Annotated in this window: 14 protein-coding genes; 6 read left to right on the plus strand and 8 right to left on the minus strand. The window is 71.4% G+C overall.

Annotation, left to right across the window (positions count from 1 at the left end):
- Nucleotides 1–13: 13 nt before the first annotated feature.
- Entirely contained in the window at nt 14–1132 is a 1119-nt protein-coding gene (locus VFH59_RS13390) for an alkene reductase (protein ID WP_325165406.1), read from the minus strand.
- Nucleotides 1133–1233: 101 nt separating this feature from the next.
- Nucleotides 1234–1728: an 8-oxo-dGTP diphosphatase gene (locus tag VFH59_RS13395; RefSeq protein ID WP_325165407.1), complete on the minus strand. Its 495-nt coding sequence runs from the start codon at nt 1726–1728 to the stop codon at nt 1234–1236.
- A 102-nt stretch (nt 1729–1830) separates the two neighbouring features.
- Here VFH59_RS13395 and VFH59_RS13400 point away from each other — a divergent pair, with 102 nt between their 5' ends.
- Nucleotides 1831–2622 (plus strand): phosphodiester glycosidase family protein, encoded by a 792-nt coding sequence (locus VFH59_RS13400; protein ID WP_325165408.1) that lies wholly within the window; start codon nt 1831–1833, stop codon nt 2620–2622.
- Entirely contained in the window at nt 2619–5039 is a 2421-nt protein-coding gene (locus tag VFH59_RS13405) for a penicillin acylase family protein (RefSeq protein ID WP_325165409.1), read from the plus strand. The genes VFH59_RS13400 and VFH59_RS13405 overlap by 4 nt, the downstream gene beginning before the upstream one ends.
- A gap of 27 nt (nt 5040–5066) precedes the next feature.
- Here the strand turns inward: VFH59_RS13405 and VFH59_RS13410 are convergent, their stop codons facing one another.
- Complete coding sequence (locus VFH59_RS13410; RefSeq protein WP_325165410.1) at nt 5067–5456, minus strand: DUF3224 domain-containing protein; 390 nt, start codon at nt 5454–5456, stop codon at nt 5067–5069.
- A gap of 138 nt (nt 5457–5594) precedes the next feature.
- Between VFH59_RS13410 and VFH59_RS13415 the strand changes: the two genes are divergently transcribed.
- Entirely contained in the window at nt 5595–6020 is a 426-nt protein-coding gene (locus VFH59_RS13415; protein ID WP_325165411.1) for a YciI family protein, read from the plus strand.
- A gap of 66 nt (nt 6021–6086) precedes the next feature.
- Nucleotides 6087–7355, plus strand: coding sequence for an RNA polymerase sigma factor (locus VFH59_RS13420; RefSeq protein ID WP_325165412.1), 1269 nt, complete (start codon nt 6087–6089; stop codon nt 7353–7355).
- A 117-nt stretch (nt 7356–7472) separates the two neighbouring features.
- On the opposite strand, the gene dapE is transcribed toward VFH59_RS13420, so the two are convergent.
- From dapE to dapD, 3 genes are all read right to left on the minus strand, one after another.
- A complete protein-coding gene (gene dapE, locus VFH59_RS13425) occupies nt 7473–8606 on the minus strand; it encodes a succinyl-diaminopimelate desuccinylase (protein ID WP_325165413.1) in 1134 nt (377 codons plus the stop codon).
- Nucleotides 8607–8629: 23 nt separating this feature from the next.
- Entirely contained in the window at nt 8630–8986 is a 357-nt protein-coding gene (locus tag VFH59_RS13430) for a Spx/MgsR family RNA polymerase-binding regulatory protein (protein ID WP_325165414.1), read from the minus strand.
- A gap of 87 nt (nt 8987–9073) precedes the next feature.
- Complete coding sequence (gene dapD, locus VFH59_RS13435) at nt 9074–9901, minus strand: 2,3,4,5-tetrahydropyridine-2,6-dicarboxylate N-succinyltransferase (RefSeq protein WP_325165415.1); 828 nt, start codon at nt 9899–9901, stop codon at nt 9074–9076.
- Nucleotides 9902–10040: 139 nt separating this feature from the next.
- Here dapD and VFH59_RS13440 point away from each other — a divergent pair, with 139 nt between their 5' ends.
- A complete protein-coding gene (locus VFH59_RS13440; RefSeq protein WP_325165416.1) occupies nt 10041–11153 on the plus strand; it encodes an HD-GYP domain-containing protein in 1113 nt (370 codons plus the stop codon).
- 96 nt (nt 11154–11249) lie between these two features.
- On the opposite strand, the gene glnD is transcribed toward VFH59_RS13440, so the two are convergent.
- Both glnD and map read right to left on the minus strand, forming a co-directional pair.
- A complete protein-coding gene (gene glnD, locus VFH59_RS13445) occupies nt 11250–13895 on the minus strand; it encodes a [protein-PII] uridylyltransferase (RefSeq protein ID WP_325165417.1) in 2646 nt (881 codons plus the stop codon).
- Nucleotides 13896–14042: 147 nt separating this feature from the next.
- Complete coding sequence (gene map / locus VFH59_RS13450; protein ID WP_325165418.1) at nt 14043–14807, minus strand: type I methionyl aminopeptidase; 765 nt, start codon at nt 14805–14807, stop codon at nt 14043–14045.
- Nucleotides 14808–15123: 316 nt separating this feature from the next.
- On the opposite strand from map, the gene rpsB reads away from it, so the two are divergent.
- Nucleotides 15124–15390: 30S ribosomal protein S2 (rpsB, locus tag VFH59_RS13455; RefSeq protein ID WP_325165419.1), on the plus strand; the 267-nt coding region annotated here is incomplete at its 3' end.

The raw sequence follows: 15390 nt of genomic DNA on the forward strand, positions 1-15390 counted from the left end.
TCGCACGCGCGGCTCAGCCGGTCCGCCGCGCGCGGCCGCCGGCCGCTTCCAGCGGCGGGTAATCGGTGTAGCCGTGCGCGCCGCCGCCATAGAGCGTGTCGCGGTCGGCGCTGGCCAGGGGTGCATCCTCGCGCAGCCGGCGCACCAGGTCGGGATTGGCGATGTAGGCCATGCCGAAGGCGATGGCGTCGGCATAGCCGGAGGCGATCGCCTCGACCGCCATTGCCTTGTCGTAGCCGTTGTTGGCGATCCATGGCCCGGCAAATCTCGCGCGCATGGCGCGGTAGTCGAACGGTGCGTTGTCGCGCGGGCCGCCGGTGGCCCCTTCGATCACGTGCACGTATGCCAGCCCGAACGGGCTGATCCGCTCGACCGCCCGCTCGAACAGCGGCTGCGGGTTGGAGTCGTGGCAATCGTTGGCCGGCGTCACCGGCGAGAAGCGCACGCCGCAGCGGTCGGCACCGATTTCCTCGACCACCGCGCGCACGACTTCGAACAGGAAGCGCGTGCGATTCTCGATGCCGCCGCCGTAGCCATCGGTCCGCTGGTTGGTGCCGTCGCGCAGGAACTGGTCGATCAGGTAACCGTTGGCCGCGTGCACTTCCACGCCATCAAAGCCCGCCTGCATCGCCAGCCGGGCGGCACGGCGGTAATCATCGATGACGCCGGGAATTTCTTCGATGTCGAGTGCGCGGGGTGCGGAGACCGGCACGAAGCCCTCGCGGGTGAACGTCAGTGCGTGGGCGCGGATCGCGCTGGGCGCCACCGGCACCTCGCCCGGGGGCAGCAGGCTGGTATGCGAAATGCGGCCCACGTGCCACAGCTGCACCACGATCCGACCGCCCCGCCGGTGGACCTCGTCGGTCACGCGCCGCCAGGCGCCGGCCTGCGCCTGGTTGTAGATCCCCGGCGTGTCCAGGTAGCCCTGCCCCATCGGACTGACCTGTGTCGCCTCGCTGACGATCAGGCCGGCGTCGGCGCGCTGGCCGTAGTACTCCACCGCCAGCGGCGGCGGCAGGCGCCCGGGCGTGGCGCGGTTGCGGGTCAGGGGCGCCATCACCACGCGATTGGGGATGGCGATGGCCCCCAGGCGGCCGGGCTGGAACAACGGGCTGGTGTCGGGGTCGGGCATGCTGGTCTCCGGCAGGGGAAACCACCGATGTTGCGCCCCGCCCCGTCAACGGCGCGGCAGGCAACCCTTGCCGCGGAGTTGCCGCGGACCCGCGTGCCCCGTCACAGCCGGCTGTAGGACCAGGCCTGCATGCGTCCGTCCTTGTACGGCATCACGCCGTGGAACGGGCGCGGATCCTCATCGAACACCAGCGGCAGGAAGTGGCGGTCACCCTCCCACATCGGCAGTTCCATCAGCCGCGCGCGCGGCACCCATTCCAGCGTGCCCTCGTGGTTGCCGGCCAGGCAGGTGCCTTCGAACCGGTCGATCAGGAAGATGAAGCCCAGCCAGTCCTCGCCGTGCTTGCCGAAGCCGGGCCAGTTGAGCGTGCCGCGCAGGCGCATCGAGGTGCACTCGATGCCGGCCTCTTCGAGGATCTCGCGGCGCATGCACGCGGCGATGTCCTCGCCCGGCTCCATCTTGCCGCCCAGGCCGTTGTACTTGCCCAGGTGCTGGTCGTCCGGCCGCGCGTTGCGGTGGATCATCAACACCTGCCCGCGGTCGGGCGAGAGCACGTAGCCGAGCGTGGCGACGATCGGGCAGTAGGCGGTCGACATCGGCGGGGAAACCGTGGCAAAGCGCCAAGTGTAGCGCCCGGGCTGAACACGCGCCCGCCCGCACACTTGCACCTGTCGCGCCAAGACAGCGACCATCGGGGCATGATCCGCCCCGCCCCCCGCCTGTCGTTCGCCCCGCTCGTCACCCTGCTGCTGGCCACCCTGGCCGGCTGTGCGCCGCAAGCCCGCGCGCTGGACAGCGAGGAGCGCGCGTTCGAGGGACAGAACTTCCGCGTGGTGAGCATCGACCTCGGGCGCGAGCCGCTCACCCTGCACTGGCGTGAACCCGGCAGCGGCGAGCCGTTCGGCGACATCGACAGCCTGCGCCAGTGGGGCGAGAAGCGCGGCCGGCGGCTGCTGTTCGCCGCCAACGCCGGCATCTACGACGCATCGTTCAGGCCGCTGGGGCTGTACGTGGAGGATGGCGAGGCACTGGTGCCGCTCAACATGGCACACGGCAATCCCGCGTCCGGCAATTTCTCCCTGCTGCCCAACGGCGTGTTCGCGATCTATCCCGACGGCAAGGCAGCGGTGGAGACCAGTGCGCAGTTCAAGGCCGACGGGCGCAAGCCGCAGTGGGCCACGCAGTCGGGGCCGATGCTGGTCATCGATGGCCGGATCAACCCGGCCTTCGTGCACGATTCGGACAGCCTGAAGTGGCGCAGCGGCGTGTGCGCGCGCACCCCGCGCAACGTGGTCTTCGCGGTGAGCGAGGCGCCGGTCAACTTCCACACTTTCGCGCGGCTGTTCCGTGACGAGCTCGGCTGCCGCGACGCGCTGTTCCTCGACGGGACCATTTCCCGGTTCTACCTGGACAGCGACGGCTACGCCGGCGCACCGGCCTTCATGGTCAAGCCCTACGCCGGCATGTTCGCGGTGTTCGCGCCCGAATGAGGCGCCGCCGGTTCCCCTGGTGGCGCGCCCTGGCGCTTCTCGTGCTGGCGCTGCTGGCGGTGGCGTTCGCGGCCGGCTGGTACCTGCTGGCCGGCAGCCGCGCGCGGCTGGATGGCACGCTCCGGGTGGCCGGCCTGGCCGCACCGGTGACGATCGCGCGTGATGCCAGCGGCGGCGTCACCATCGATGCGCGCAGCCGCGCCGATGCCACCTTCGCCCTGGGCTTCGTGCATGCGCAGGAGCGCTGGTTCGAGATGGACCTGATGCGCCGTGTGGCCGCCGGCGAGCTGGCCGAACTGATCGGTCCGGCAGCGCTGGACAGCGACCTGGACACCCGCCGCCACCGCCTGCGTGCGGTGGCGCGGGCTGCCTACGCAGCGATGAGCCCGGCGCAGAGGCAGGTGCTGGAGCGCTACCGCGACGGCGTGAACGCGGGCCTGCCCGACCTGCGCGAGAAGCCGTGGGAGTACTTCCTGCTGGACAGCCAGCCCAGGCCCTGGCGCGCGGAAGATTCCCTGCTGGTGATCGGCGCGATGTACCTGGATCTCAACGGCCATGGGCACAACACGCGCGAGCTGGACATCGCGCGCATGCGCGCGGTGCTGCCGGCGGCACTGGTGGATTTCCTGCTTGCGCCGGACCCGGACTGGGAAGCGCCGCTCAGCGGCACCCTGTCGCGCCCGGCGATGGTGCCCGGCGCGGCGGTGTTCGACCTGCGCAACGGCGCGGCGTCGGCCACGACGGCCGTCCCCGTCGCTGCTGTTCCCGCCCCCGCGCTGGAAGAGCGCTATCCGGGCAGCAACAACTTCGCCGTCGGCGGCCAGCTCACCGGCACCGGCTCAGCGCTGCTCGCCAACGACATGCACCTGGGCCTGCGCGTGCCGGACATCTGGTTCCATGCGCGCCTGCGTTACCCCGATGCCGGGGCACCCGGCGGCACGCGCGACGCGGTCGGCGTGACCCTGCCCGGCACGCCGGCGCTGGTCGCCGGCTCCAACGGGCAGGTCGCCTGGGGCTTCACCAACAGCTACGGCGACCGGCTGGACTGGGTGCGGGTCACCCGCGATCCGGACGACCCCACGCGCTACAAGGTGCCCGGCGGCTGGGCGAGGATCGAGCAGCATGCCGAGCGCATCCACGTCAGAGGCGCGCCCGACCGCGTGCTGGATGTACAGGACACGCGCTGGGGGCCGGTCATCGCCCGGGACACCGACGGCACGCCGCTGGCCCTGGCCTGGATCGCGCAGGACCCGCATGCCTACAACCTCGCCCTGATGCAGCTCGAGCACGCGCCCGACGTCGCCACGGCGCTGGACCTGGCACCGACCATGGGCATGCCGCCGCAGAACCTGCTGGTGGCCGACCGCGCGGGCCACGTCGGCTGGACCATCGCCGGCAACGCCATCCCGCGGCGTCCGTCCGGCAGCGAACCACAGCTGCCGGCGGACTGGTCGCTAGCGGGCAGCGGCTGGCAGGGCTGGGCCGCGCCGGCGCAGTACCCGCACGTGACCGACCCACGCGGAGGCCGGCTGTGGACGGCCAACAACCGCACCGTCGACGGTCCGGCGCTGGCGCTGCTCGGCAACGGCGGCCATGACCTCGGGGCGCGCGCCCAGCAGATCCGCGACGACCTGCGCATGCGCACCGCGTTCAGCCCGGGCGACCTGCTCGACATCCAGCTGGACGACCGCGCGCTTTTCCTGACGCCCTGGCAGCGCCTGCTGCAGGACACGCTGGCGGACACACGCGATCCGGCGACCCGGTCATTGCGTGAGCTGACCGCCGGCTGGCGCAACCGGGCCTCGCCCGACAGCGTCGACTACCGGCTGGTGCGCGCCTTCCGTACGGAAGTGCACCGGCTGGCGCTGGCGCCGTTCGTGGCACGGGTGCGGGCCCGTTACCCCGAGTTCGCCTGGCCGTCCGGCGCCGGCAACGCCGAGGCGGCGGTGTGGTCACTGCTGCGCAACCAGCCGGCGTGGCTGCTCGATCCACACTACGCGAGCTGGAACGCGCTGCTCGAGGATGCCGCCCGCCGCGTGGCCAATCGGCTCGGCGCGCAGCCCGGCGGGCTGGCCGCACGCACCTGGGGCGAGGTCAATCCCGCCGGCATCCACCACGCGCTCTCGCCCGCGCTGCCGCACGTGCTGGCGCACTTCCTGGACATGCCGGAGCAGCCGTTGCCGGGCGACGCCGACATGCCGCGCGTGGCGGCGCCCGGTTTCGGTGCCTCCGAACGCCTGGCCGTGTCGCCGGGGCACGAGGCGCGCGGGATCCTGGAAATGCCTGCGGGGCAGAGCGACAACCCGCTCTCGCCCTACTACGGCGCCGGGCATGCCGATTGGGTCGAGGGCCACCCCACGCCACTGCTGCCGGGCCCCGCCCGGTGGACCCTGACGCTCGCCCCCCGCTCGCCGTGACCGCTCGCTCCCTCGGGAGGAAAGCGGTTACGGCAACGCGTACTCGAAGGTGTACTCGTGTCGCCCCTGCTCGATGCGGATCGCCAGCTCGCCGCGGAGGCCCGCCAGCTCCCCGGTCCCCGAATCGGGCACGACCGACACCCGCAGGCTGGGGGCACCACGCTCCATCAACCCGTAGTGCATCAGCACGAATCCGCCCTGACGCCCATGCAGGGTGCTGCTGACCCGCTCGATCGCGACATAGCCGGCGGAATCCGGCACCTCGGTGCCGGCCGAAAGCATCTCGCCCAGGCTGGTCGCCTGCAGGTCGCCGTGGAAGCGCTTGTCGATCGACAGGCGACCGAGTTGCGCCGCTTCGGTCCCGGGCGCGGCCGGCCGGGGCGCGAGCTTTACGTCGAAGGTTCCGCGGGCGTGCATGAGAGCTCCCGGCAGGGGGTGGCAGGACAGCCATCATGCCGCAGGCCGGGTCGAACGGGTCGATGTCGAAAACGGCGCCCGCCGCGCGTCGTGCCATCGAGAGCCGGCACCCGCCGGCGCCTGGTAAGGAGAACGACGATGCGTTGCATGGTGATGGTCCGCGCCACGACCGAATCGGAAGCCGGCGTGCCCCCGAGCGAAAAGCGCCTGAGCGAGATGCTGGCGTTCAACGAACAACTGGTGAAGGCGGGCGTGATGCTGGCCGGCGAGGGGCTCAAGCCCAGCGCCGACGGCAAGCGGGTGTACTTCGCCGGCCACGGCCGCAGCGTGGTCGACGGCCCCTTCGCCGACACCAGGGAGCTGATCGCCGGCTTCTGGCTGTGGCAGGTCCGCTCGATGGACGAGGCGCTCGAATGGGCGCGGCGCTGCCCGGCGCCGTTCGACGGCGAATGTGCGATCGAGATCCGCCCCCTGTTCGAGGCGGAGGACTTCGGCGAGGCGTTGACGCCCGAGCTGCGCGCCACCGAGGAACGCCTGCGTGCGGAAGTGGCCGGCAAGCCATAGCTGACGCCCGCCTGCGGCGTCCCCGCAGGCTTGCCGGGCGGTGCCGGCGGTGGTCTGATCGGCCGCATGAGCCAAGCCGACACCCACCGCGCGATCGAAACCGTCTGGCGCCTGGAGGCGCCCAAGCTGGTCGCCGCTCTGATCCGCGTCGTGCGCGACATCGACCTGGCCGAGGAGCTGGCGCAGGACGCGCTGGTCGCGGCGCTGGAGCGCTGGCCGGACGCGGGCGTGCCCGACAACCCCGGCGCCTGGCTGATGACCGCGGCCAAGCGGCGCGGCATCGACCTGCTGCGGCACCGCCAGCTGGTCGAGCGCAAGCACGCGGCGCTGGATGGCGATCCGGAGCACGAGGCGTTCACGATGCCCAACCTCGAAGCGCTCGACGACGACATCGGCGACGACCTGCTGCGACTGATCTTCACCGCCTGTCACCCGGCCCTGTCGACCGAGGCCCAGGTGGCCCTGACCCTGCGCCTGCTCGGTGGCCTGACCACCGCGGAGATCGCCCGCGCATTCTTGAGCGCCGAACCGACCATCGCCCAGCGCATCGTGCGCGCCAAGCGCACCCTGGCCGACAAGCGCGTGCCGTTCGAGGTACCCCGCGGGGAGGCCTTGTCGGAGCGCCTGGCAGCCGTGCTGGGCGTGATCTACCTGGTCTTCAACGAGGGCTACACGGCCACCGCCGGCGACGACTGGATGCGCCCGGCCCTGTGCGAGGAAGCCTTGCGGCTGGGACGCACGCTGGCCGGCCTGATGCCGCGCGAACCGGAGGTGCTGGGGCTGCTGGCGCTGATGGAGATCCAGGCCTCGCGCAACCACGCCCGGATCGGTGCCGACGGACGCCCGGTGCTGCTGCTGGAGCAGAACCGCGCGCTGTGGGACCAGCTGCTGATCCACCGCGGGCTGGAGGCGCTTGAACGCGCCAGCCGGCTGGGCGGCGCGGAGGGGCCGTATGCCCTGCAGGCGGCCATTGCCGCCTGCCACGCGCGCGCGACCACCGCGGAGGCGACCGACTGGGCACGCATCGCCGCGCTCTACGCAAGGCTCGCGCGCGTGGCGCCCTCGCCCGTAGTCGAGCTCAACCGCGCGGTGGCGGTCGCGATGGCCGAGGGACCGGCCGCCGGGCTGGTGCTGGTCGATGCCCTGCGCGAGGTGCCGGCCCTGGCCGACTACCATCTGCTGCCGGCGGTGCGCGGCGATCTGCTGGCCAGGCTCGGACGCCACGACGAGGCCCGGGTGGAGTTCGAGCGCGCAGCCGGCCTGACGCGCAACGCGCAGGAGCAGGCGCTGATGCTGGAGCGGGCAGCAGCTTGCAGCGCGACCGCTGCCCCGTAGGCGGTCCAGCCCATCGCTCCCAGCCCCTTCCCCAGGGCTGGGGTGAGGGGCCGGGGCTCGCGAAGATGCAAAGCGGTGCCGCGGAACCGGGCTCACTCCCAAGGGAGCCCGCTGCGCTCAGCCGAGCAACCGCTCGCAGATGGCCCGGTACAGCGCCGGCAGCCGTTCGAGGTCGGCGATGGCCACGCACTCGTCCACCTTGTGGATGGTCGCATTGACCGGCCCCAGCTCCACCACCTCCGCCCCCAGCGGCGCGATGAAGCGCCCGTCCGAGGTACCGCCGCCGGTGCTCTGCTCCGGTTCCACGCCAGCCAGTTCGCGGCACACGGCCCGCACGGTCTCGCGCAGGCGTCCGCCGGCCGGACTGAGGAAAGGTTCGCCGGACAGGTTCCAGTCCAGCTGCCAGTCCAGGCCATGGCGGGCGAGGATGGCCTCGGTGCGCATGCGCAGGTCCACCGCCGTGCTGGCGGTCGAGTAGCGGAAGTTGATCTGCGCGACGAGCGCGCCGGGAATCACATTGGTGGCGCCGGTGCCAGCGTTGAGGTTGGACACCTGGAACGAGGTCGGCGGGAAGTCCGCGTTGCCCTCGTCCCAGCGCGTGGCCGCCAGTTCCGCCAGCGCCGGCGCGAAGGCGTGGATCGGGTTGTCGGCTTTCTCGGGATAGGCCACGTGACCCTGCACGCCGCGCACGGTGAGCGTTCCCGAGAGCGAACCGCGACGGCCCACGCGGATCAGGTCGCCCAGCCGCTCCTTCGACGAGGGCTCGCCGACCACGCACCAGTCCAGGCGCTCGCCGCGCAGGCGGAAGGCATCGGCCACGCGGCGCACGCCATCGAGGTTGCTCGGACCTTCCTCGTCGCTGGTCAGCAGCAGTGCGACGCGACCGGCATGCCCGGGATGGGAAGCGACGAAATGCTCCAGCGCCAGCACCATCGCGGCGACCGACCCTTTCATGTCGGCCGCGCCCCGGCCATGCAGGCGGCCATCGCGCACGACCGGCTCGAACGGCGGGGTCTGCCAGGAGGACGCCGGGCCGCTCGGCACCACGTCGGTGTGGCCGAGGAACACCAGCGTCGGGCCATCGCCACCGTGGGTGGCCCACAGGTTGTCGACCGCGCCGTGGCGCAGGTGCTCGACGGCGAACCCGGCGCGCGCGAGCCGTTCGGCGATGAGCGCCTGGCAGCCGGCATCCTCGGGCGTCACCGAGCGGCGCCGGATCAGGTCGCAGGTCAGGTCGAGCAGGTCGCTCATGGACAGTCCCGTTGCAGATCAGGTCACTTGCCGAACAGCTTCTTGAAGCCGTTGTCGCTGAACCCGACGCTCACCGGCGCGCCATCGCGCACGACCACCGGCCGGCGCACCAGCGCCGGGTACTCCCTGAGCAACAGGGTCCACTCCGGATCGCTGCCGGGGTTCTTTCGCTGCGGCAGCAGGTTGCGCCAGGTGGTGGAGGACTTGTTGACCAGCTTCTCCCAGCCGCCCAGCTGCTGCGCCCACGCCTTGAGCGTGGCCGCCGGGACCGGCTCGGCGCGGTAGTCGACGAAATCGTGCGGCACCTCGAAGCGGGCGAGCCAGTTACGAGCCTTGCGGCAGGTGTCGCAGGTGGGCAGGCCGTAAAGGGTGGTGGTCATGGTTTCGTTCCAGCAAGAGGCGGGGGAGGATGGCGGAGGCGCAAGGCCGGGCTTGCGGGCAGTGGGGTCGACCCACTCCCGGCCTTCTCATTCACCGGCGCGCAGCAGTTCGTTGATGCCGGTCTTCGCCCGCGTCTTCGCATCGACCTGTTTGACGATCACCGCGGCGTACAGGCTGTGGCTGCCGTCCTTCGCGGGCAGGCTGCCGGCGACCACCACGCTGCCGGCCGGGATGCGGCCGTAGCTGACCTCGCCGGTGGCGCGGTTGTAGATCCGGGTGGACTGGCCCAGGAACACGCCCATGCCGATCACGCTGCCCTTTTCCACCACCACGCCTTCGACCACCTCGGAGCGCGCGCCGATGAAGCAGTCGTCCTCGATGATGGTGGGGTTGGCCTGCAGCGGCTCGAGCACGCCGCCGATGCCCACTCCGCCGGACAGGTGCACGCGTGCGCCGATCTGCGCGCAGGAACCGACTGTGGCCCAGGTGTCGACCATCGTGCCGGGGCCGACGTAGGCGCCGATGTTGACGTAGCTCGGCATCAGCACCGCGTCCCGGGCGATGTGGGCGCCCCGGCGCACCAGCGCGCCCGGCACCACGCGCGCACCCAGGCTCTCCACGTCCGCGTCGTTGCCGTGGCCGAAGCGCAGCGGCACCTTGTCGAAGGCCAGCGCCGGGCCGCCGTCCACGACGCGGTTGCCGTTGATGCGGAAGTACAGCAGCACCGCCTTCTTGAGCCACTGGTTGACCGTCCAGCCGCCCCGACCGTCCGGCTCGGCCACGCGCTGCTCGCCCGACTCGAGCAGGTCCAGTACCTGGGCCAGCGCCGGCCGCAGGTGGGTTTCGATTTCGGTCTGGCCGAGTTCGTTGCGGCGCTCGAAGGCGTCGTCGATCAGGGTGGCGATGGAGGGCATGGGAGGCTCGCGGAAAAATTCGCCCAAGTATACGGAGCGGGCCACCGCATCGGCCGGCGGCTCAAGTTTGCCCGGGACGGGCCGATTCCCTTCTGCTCCCCGCGGCTCATGGACCGGGTGAGACGGAGACCCTAGAGCCATGCCACGGCGCCCGATCGACCCGGCCGAAATCACGGTCGGACAACCTCTTCGATTCAACGCCTACGACGCCAGGGGCAAGCTGCTGATGCGCCTGGGCCAGGTGATCGGCGAGGCGCAACTGGGCAAGCTGCTCGAGCACGGCCTGTTCTACGGCTCGGAGGAGGAGTGCCGCGGGCCGTTCCTGCCGCCCGCACCATCGCCGCTCGCGCTGGTGCTGGAAGCGCGCGAGCACCTGCAGGCATTGCTGGCGGACCCGGCGCCGGCGGATTTCCCCGGCGCGCTGGCCGGCATCACCGAGCGGGTGCGCGAGGCCTGCCAGCGCAATCCCGACGTGGCGTTGGCCAGCATCCTGTTGCGCCCGGAAGGGCCCTACGGCACCCGCCACGCGGTCAACGCCGCGATCGCCTGCCAGCTCACCGGCACCGCGATGGCGCTGGAACCCGCGGAACTGGCCGCCACCGTTTCGGCGGCGCTGACCATGAACATCGGCATGTTCGAGCTGCACGATCAGCTGGTCGCACTGGAAGGGCCGCTCTCGGACGACCAGCACACGGCGGTACGCGCGCACTGCCGGCTCGGCGTGGCGCGGCTGCGCGACCACGGCATCAGCAGCGCCGCCTGGCTGAATGCCGTGCGCGACCACCACGAACGCGCCGACGGCAGCGGCTACCCCGGCGGCAAGCGTGGCGAGGAGATCGGCCGACCGGCGCGCCTGCTGGCGCTGGCCGACGTCTACTGCGCGCGGGTCTCGGGCCGCGACTACCGCCCGCCGCTGCAGCCCACCCTGGCGTTGCGCTGGATGTTCCTCAACGAGGGGGCCGCACTGGACGAGCGACTCGCCCGGATGTTCATCAAGACGCTGGGCATCTACCCGCCCGGCACCGGGGTGCGCCTGCGCAGCGGCTCGATCGCGGTGGCGGTGCAGCGTGGCCCGGCCAGCCACCAGCCGGTGGTCGCTTCGCTCACCACCCACGATGGCCTGCGCGTCGGCTCGCCGATCCGCCGCCGTGGCGACGTGGAGGCGCATCACATCAGCGAAGTGGTCGACCTGGCCGCGCTGGACATCGAGGTGGACATGGAAGCGCTGTGGGGGGCCGACGCGCGCGCCTGATCCTTTGCCCCCCCTGCCCGCAAGGGAAGGCTGGGAGGGGATCGCTCTTCGCGCGGGCCAGAGCACGCATCCCCCTGCACGCAGGGGAGGACGTGCCTAGCCGCCCTGCCCCAACCGCGCCAGCAGGGCCTGCCGCAACTGCTCCTGCTGCGGCTCGCCCAGCGGTGCGTCGTGGCGGTCGGTGAGCTGGAAGAAATCCTCCACCCGTTCGCCGAAGGTGGCGATGCGCGCATCGTGTACGCGTACCTGCGCCTCCACCATGGCTTGCGCCACGGCGGCCAGCAGGCCGGGACGGTCGGTGCACACCAGCGCCAGCTGGGTGCGCCCGCCGGCCGCATGGAACGCGATCCGCGGGGTCATCTGGAAGTGCTTCAGCTGCCGCGAGGCGCTGCGCCGCGCCGGATGCACCGGCACCGTCTGGGCCAGCGCGCGGGCCAGACGGTGCTGCAGTTCTTCCGCCCTCGCGGGGGTCGCCGGCTGCTGCGTCTCGGTGTCCAGCAACAGGAAAGTGTCCTGCGCCATGCCGTGCGGCGAGACCAGCACGCGCGCCTCCAGCACCGACAGGCGCAGCCGGTCGAGCATGGCGGTGACGGTGGCGAACAGGCCGTCGCGGTCGGGGGTGTAGACGAACAGCTCGGTGGTGCCGCGCACCGACAGCGGATGCACCGCGATCAGCGGCAGCGCGCCGCCGGCGCGCAGGATCGCGGCGGTCTGCCAGGCGATCTGTTCGGGCCGGTGGCGAAGGAAGCTGGCCTGCGGGAAACCCCGCCACACGCGCTCGACCGTGGCGGCATCGAAACCGTCGGCCTGCAACAGCGGCAGCGCGTATTCCTGGCATTCGCGCACCCGGGTGCCGGCATCGCGCGGCAGCTCCACGTCGCTGCGCAGGGCGTAGCGCGTCGCGCTGTAGAGGTCGGCCAGCAGGCGGTCCTTCCAGCCGTTCCACAGCTTGGGACTGGTGCCGATGATGTCGGCGATGGTGAGGAGATAGAGCTGGCCCAGCTGCTCGCGGTTCTCCACCACCTCGGCGAAGCGCGCGACCACGTCCGGGTCGGTGATGTCCTGGCGTTGTGCGGTCACGCTCATCACCAGGTGATGGCGGACCAGCCAGGCCACCCGCTCGACGTCGTTGGGCGGCAAGCCGAGCTTCGCGCAGAACGCGCGCGCCTCCTCCTCGCCCAGCACCGAGTGGTCGCCCCCGCGGCCCTTGGCGATGTCGTGGAACAGCGCCGCCAGCAGCAGCACCTCCGGCGCGGGCAGCGTGGGCCAGATCTCGTGGGCCAGCGGGAACTCCGCCTGCGCGGCCGGATCGGCGAAACGCGCCACGTTGTGCAGCACGCGCAGGGTGTGCTCGTCGACCGTGTAGACGTGGAACAGGTCGTACTGCATGCGCCCGAACACGCGGCCGAAGGCGGGCAGGATCGCCGCCAGCAGGCCGTGCCGGTTCATCCGCCACAGCGCGTCGACCGAGCGTGCGCCCTGGCGCAGCAGGCGCAGGAACGCGGCCAGCACCTCGCGCTCGTCGGCCAGCGCGCCGTCGAGCTGCGCCGTGGCCTGGTGGATGCGGCGCATGGTGTCGGCGGTGAAGCCGACGATGCCCGGCTCGTCCAGCCGCGCGATGAACGCCTCCACCAGCGCCGCGGGGCGGCGCGTGAACACATCCGGGTCGCGTGCCGCCAGGCGCGTGCCGTAGCGCAGGAAATCCGCGCCGACCGGTACCGGCGCCTGTGCCGGCTCGAGCATTTCCTCGAAGCGCTCGACGATCTGCACGCCCAGTCGCTCGATCTGGCTGGCCGCGCGGTAGTAGCCCTGCATGAACTGCTCCACGCCGAGGTTGGTGGCGTGCTCGTCGACGAAGCCCAGCCGCCCGGCCAGCGCGCGCTGGTAATCGAACAGCAGCCGCTCCTCGGCGCGGCCTGCCTCCAGGTGCAGCGCATAGCGGTAGCGGCGCAGGGTCGCCTCGGACTGCTCCAGCGTGGCGCATTCGGCCGGATCGAGCAGGCCCTCGCCGACCATCGCCTCGAAACCGTCGGCATGCGCCAGGCGCTTGCCGAGCCAGCGCAGCGCGTCCAGCGTGCGCAGTCCGCCCGGCCCTTCCTTGATGTTGGGCTCCAGGTTGTAGGCGGTATCGTCGTAGCGCGCGTGGCGTGCGTCGCGCTCGGCCAGGCGCACGGCCAGATAGGCCGCTGGCGGCCACAGCGCCGGGTCCTGCACGATCGCCTGCAGTTCGGCCTCCATGGCGCGGTCGCCGACCAGCCGGCGCGCATCGAGCAGGCTGGTGAACACGCTGGCCTCGCGGGCTGCCAGCGCGCGGCACTGCAGCGGGTCACGCACGGCGTGGCCGACCTTCAGGCCCACGTCCCACAAAGTGGCGAAGCATTGTTCCAGGGCGCGCAGGCGGGCCGGCTCCGCTTCGCGCACCAGCGCCAGCAGATCGACGTCCGAATGGGGAAACAGCAGCCCGCGGCCGAAGCCGCCGACGGCGAACAGTGCGGCCCCTCCGCCCTCGCCCAGGCACGCGGTCCAGACGTGCGCGACCACGCATGCGACCGCTTCGCCCCGGCGCCGGGCCAGCGCGCCGGCATCGGCGCCGTCGCGGAAGGCGGTGGTCAGCGCACGGTCGACATCGTCCAGCAACTGGCGCAACGCGCGGCGGGCTTCCACCGAGACGCCCGAGCGCGGGACGGCCGACGGCAGGCGCGGCAACGGGGGGAGCGCGGGACGGACGGATTCGGTGGTCACGGCAGCCATCTGAGCAGGGATGTCGAGCTTACACGCGCGCCGATATGACGATTCCCTCCCTCCGGGAGAGGGTGCGGGCGAAGCGGGCTGTCCGACGATACCGGACCCTCACCCAACCCCTCTCCCGGTGGGAGAGGGGCTCACGCTTCAGGCATCCGGCCAGGGCGTCAGGATCTCGAAGCCGTCGTCGGTCACCGCCACGGTGTGTTCCCACTGCGCGGACAGCGAGTGGTCCTTGGTCACCACCGTCCAGCCGTCGGGCAGCTGGCGGGTCTGCGGCTTGCCCGCGTTGACCATCGGCTCGACGGTGAAGGTCATCCCCTTCTTCAGCTCCACGCCGGTGTCCGGCTTGCCGTAGTGCAGCACCTGCGGCTCGTCGTGGTAGACCTTGCCGATGCCGTGGCCGCAATACTCGCGCACCACCGAGAAGCCGGCCGCCTCGGCGTGCTTCTGGATGGCATGGCCGATGTCGCCCAGGTGGGCGCCTGGGCGCACCTGCTCGATGCCCCGCATCATCGCCTCGAAGGTCGTGTCCACCAGGCGCCTGGCCAGGACCGACGGCGTGCCGACGAAATACATGCGGCTGGTGTCGCCGTGCCAGCCGTCCTTGATGACGGTGACGTCCAGGTTGATGATGTCGCCATCCTTGAGCACCTTGCCCGGCGTCGGGATGCCGTGGCAGATCACGTGGTTGACCGAGGTGCACAGGGTCTTGGGAAAGCCGTTGTAGCCCACGTTGGCGGGCACCGCCTTCTGCACGTTGACGATGTGCTCGTAGGCGATGCGGTCGAGGTCCTCGGTGGTGACGCCGGGCTTGACGTGCTCCTTGAGCAGCGCCAGCACTTCGGCCGCCAGCTGGCCGGCGACGCGCATGCCTTCGAGGTCCTGGGGAGATTTGAGGGTAATGGCCATGGAATCCGCTTCGGAGGAGACGGCGCCGCCCATCCGCGGGCAACTTGCCGCCAAGCCGGCATGCCGGCTACAATTGCACGGTTTTGCAAGCCACTGAAGGCCTTAGCCAAGGGCCCGCGGCGCAAGACGAAACGGGATTGTAGCGCCCACGCGCCATCAAGCCCAACCAACGCCACACACGCATCGGCACCGTCTTCGGGGTGCTGCGGTTCGCCTTTCGGCGGCCGTGGTCGAAGCCGGGGATGCGTGGAGGTCCCAACCCCCGGGTCGCTTCCGTCATCGATACGGCCGCGCCCCAACAATCAGGAATACCACCATGGCTCAAGTCACCATGCGCCAGATGCTCGAAGCTGGCGTGCATTTCGGTCACCAGACCCGCTACTGGAACCCGAAGATGGCCCCGTACATCTTCGGCGCGCGCGGCAAGATCCACATCATCAATCTCGAGAAGACCCTGCCGCTGTTCACCGACGCGATGAACTTCCTGTCGGGCCTGGCGCAGAAGCGCGGCACCATCCTGTTCGTCGGCACCAAGCGCTCGGCCCGCGAGCCGCTGGCCGAAGAGGCCGCCCGCGCCGGCATG

The sequence above is a fragment of the Frateuria sp. genome, from assembly GCF_035695185.1.
In the GTDB taxonomy this organism is placed as follows: domain Bacteria; phylum Pseudomonadota; class Gammaproteobacteria; order Xanthomonadales; family Rhodanobacteraceae; genus Frateuria_A.

Excerpts from the sequence above, each read along its gene's own strand:
- VFH59_RS13390 (WP_325165406.1), bottom strand. The coding sequence starts at position 1,132 with ATGCCCGACCCCGACACCAGCCCGTTGTTCCAGCCCGGCCGCCTGGGG.
- VFH59_RS13395 (WP_325165407.1), bottom strand. The coding sequence starts at position 1,728 with ATGTCGACCGCCTACTGCCCGATCGTCGCCACGCTCGGCTACGTGCTC.
- VFH59_RS13400 (WP_325165408.1), top strand. The coding sequence starts at position 1,831 with ATGATCCGCCCCGCCCCCCGCCTGTCGTTCGCCCCGCTCGTCACCCTG.
- VFH59_RS13405 (WP_325165409.1), top strand. The coding sequence starts at position 2,619 with ATGAGGCGCCGCCGGTTCCCCTGGTGGCGCGCCCTGGCGCTTCTCGTG.
- VFH59_RS13410 (WP_325165410.1), bottom strand. The coding sequence starts at position 5,456 with ATGCACGCCCGCGGAACCTTCGACGTAAAGCTCGCGCCCCGGCCGGCC.
- VFH59_RS13415 (WP_325165411.1), top strand. The coding sequence starts at position 5,595 with ATGCGTTGCATGGTGATGGTCCGCGCCACGACCGAATCGGAAGCCGGC.
- VFH59_RS13420 (WP_325165412.1), top strand. The coding sequence starts at position 6,087 with ATGAGCCAAGCCGACACCCACCGCGCGATCGAAACCGTCTGGCGCCTG.
- dapE (WP_325165413.1), bottom strand. The coding sequence starts at position 8,606 with ATGAGCGACCTGCTCGACCTGACCTGCGACCTGATCCGGCGCCGCTCG.
- VFH59_RS13430 (WP_325165414.1), bottom strand. The coding sequence starts at position 8,986 with ATGACCACCACCCTTTACGGCCTGCCCACCTGCGACACCTGCCGCAAG.
- dapD (WP_325165415.1), bottom strand. The coding sequence starts at position 9,901 with ATGCCCTCCATCGCCACCCTGATCGACGACGCCTTCGAGCGCCGCAAC.
- VFH59_RS13440 (WP_325165416.1), top strand. The coding sequence starts at position 10,041 with ATGCCACGGCGCCCGATCGACCCGGCCGAAATCACGGTCGGACAACCT.
- map (WP_325165418.1), bottom strand. The coding sequence starts at position 14,807 with ATGGCCATTACCCTCAAATCTCCCCAGGACCTCGAAGGCATGCGCGTC.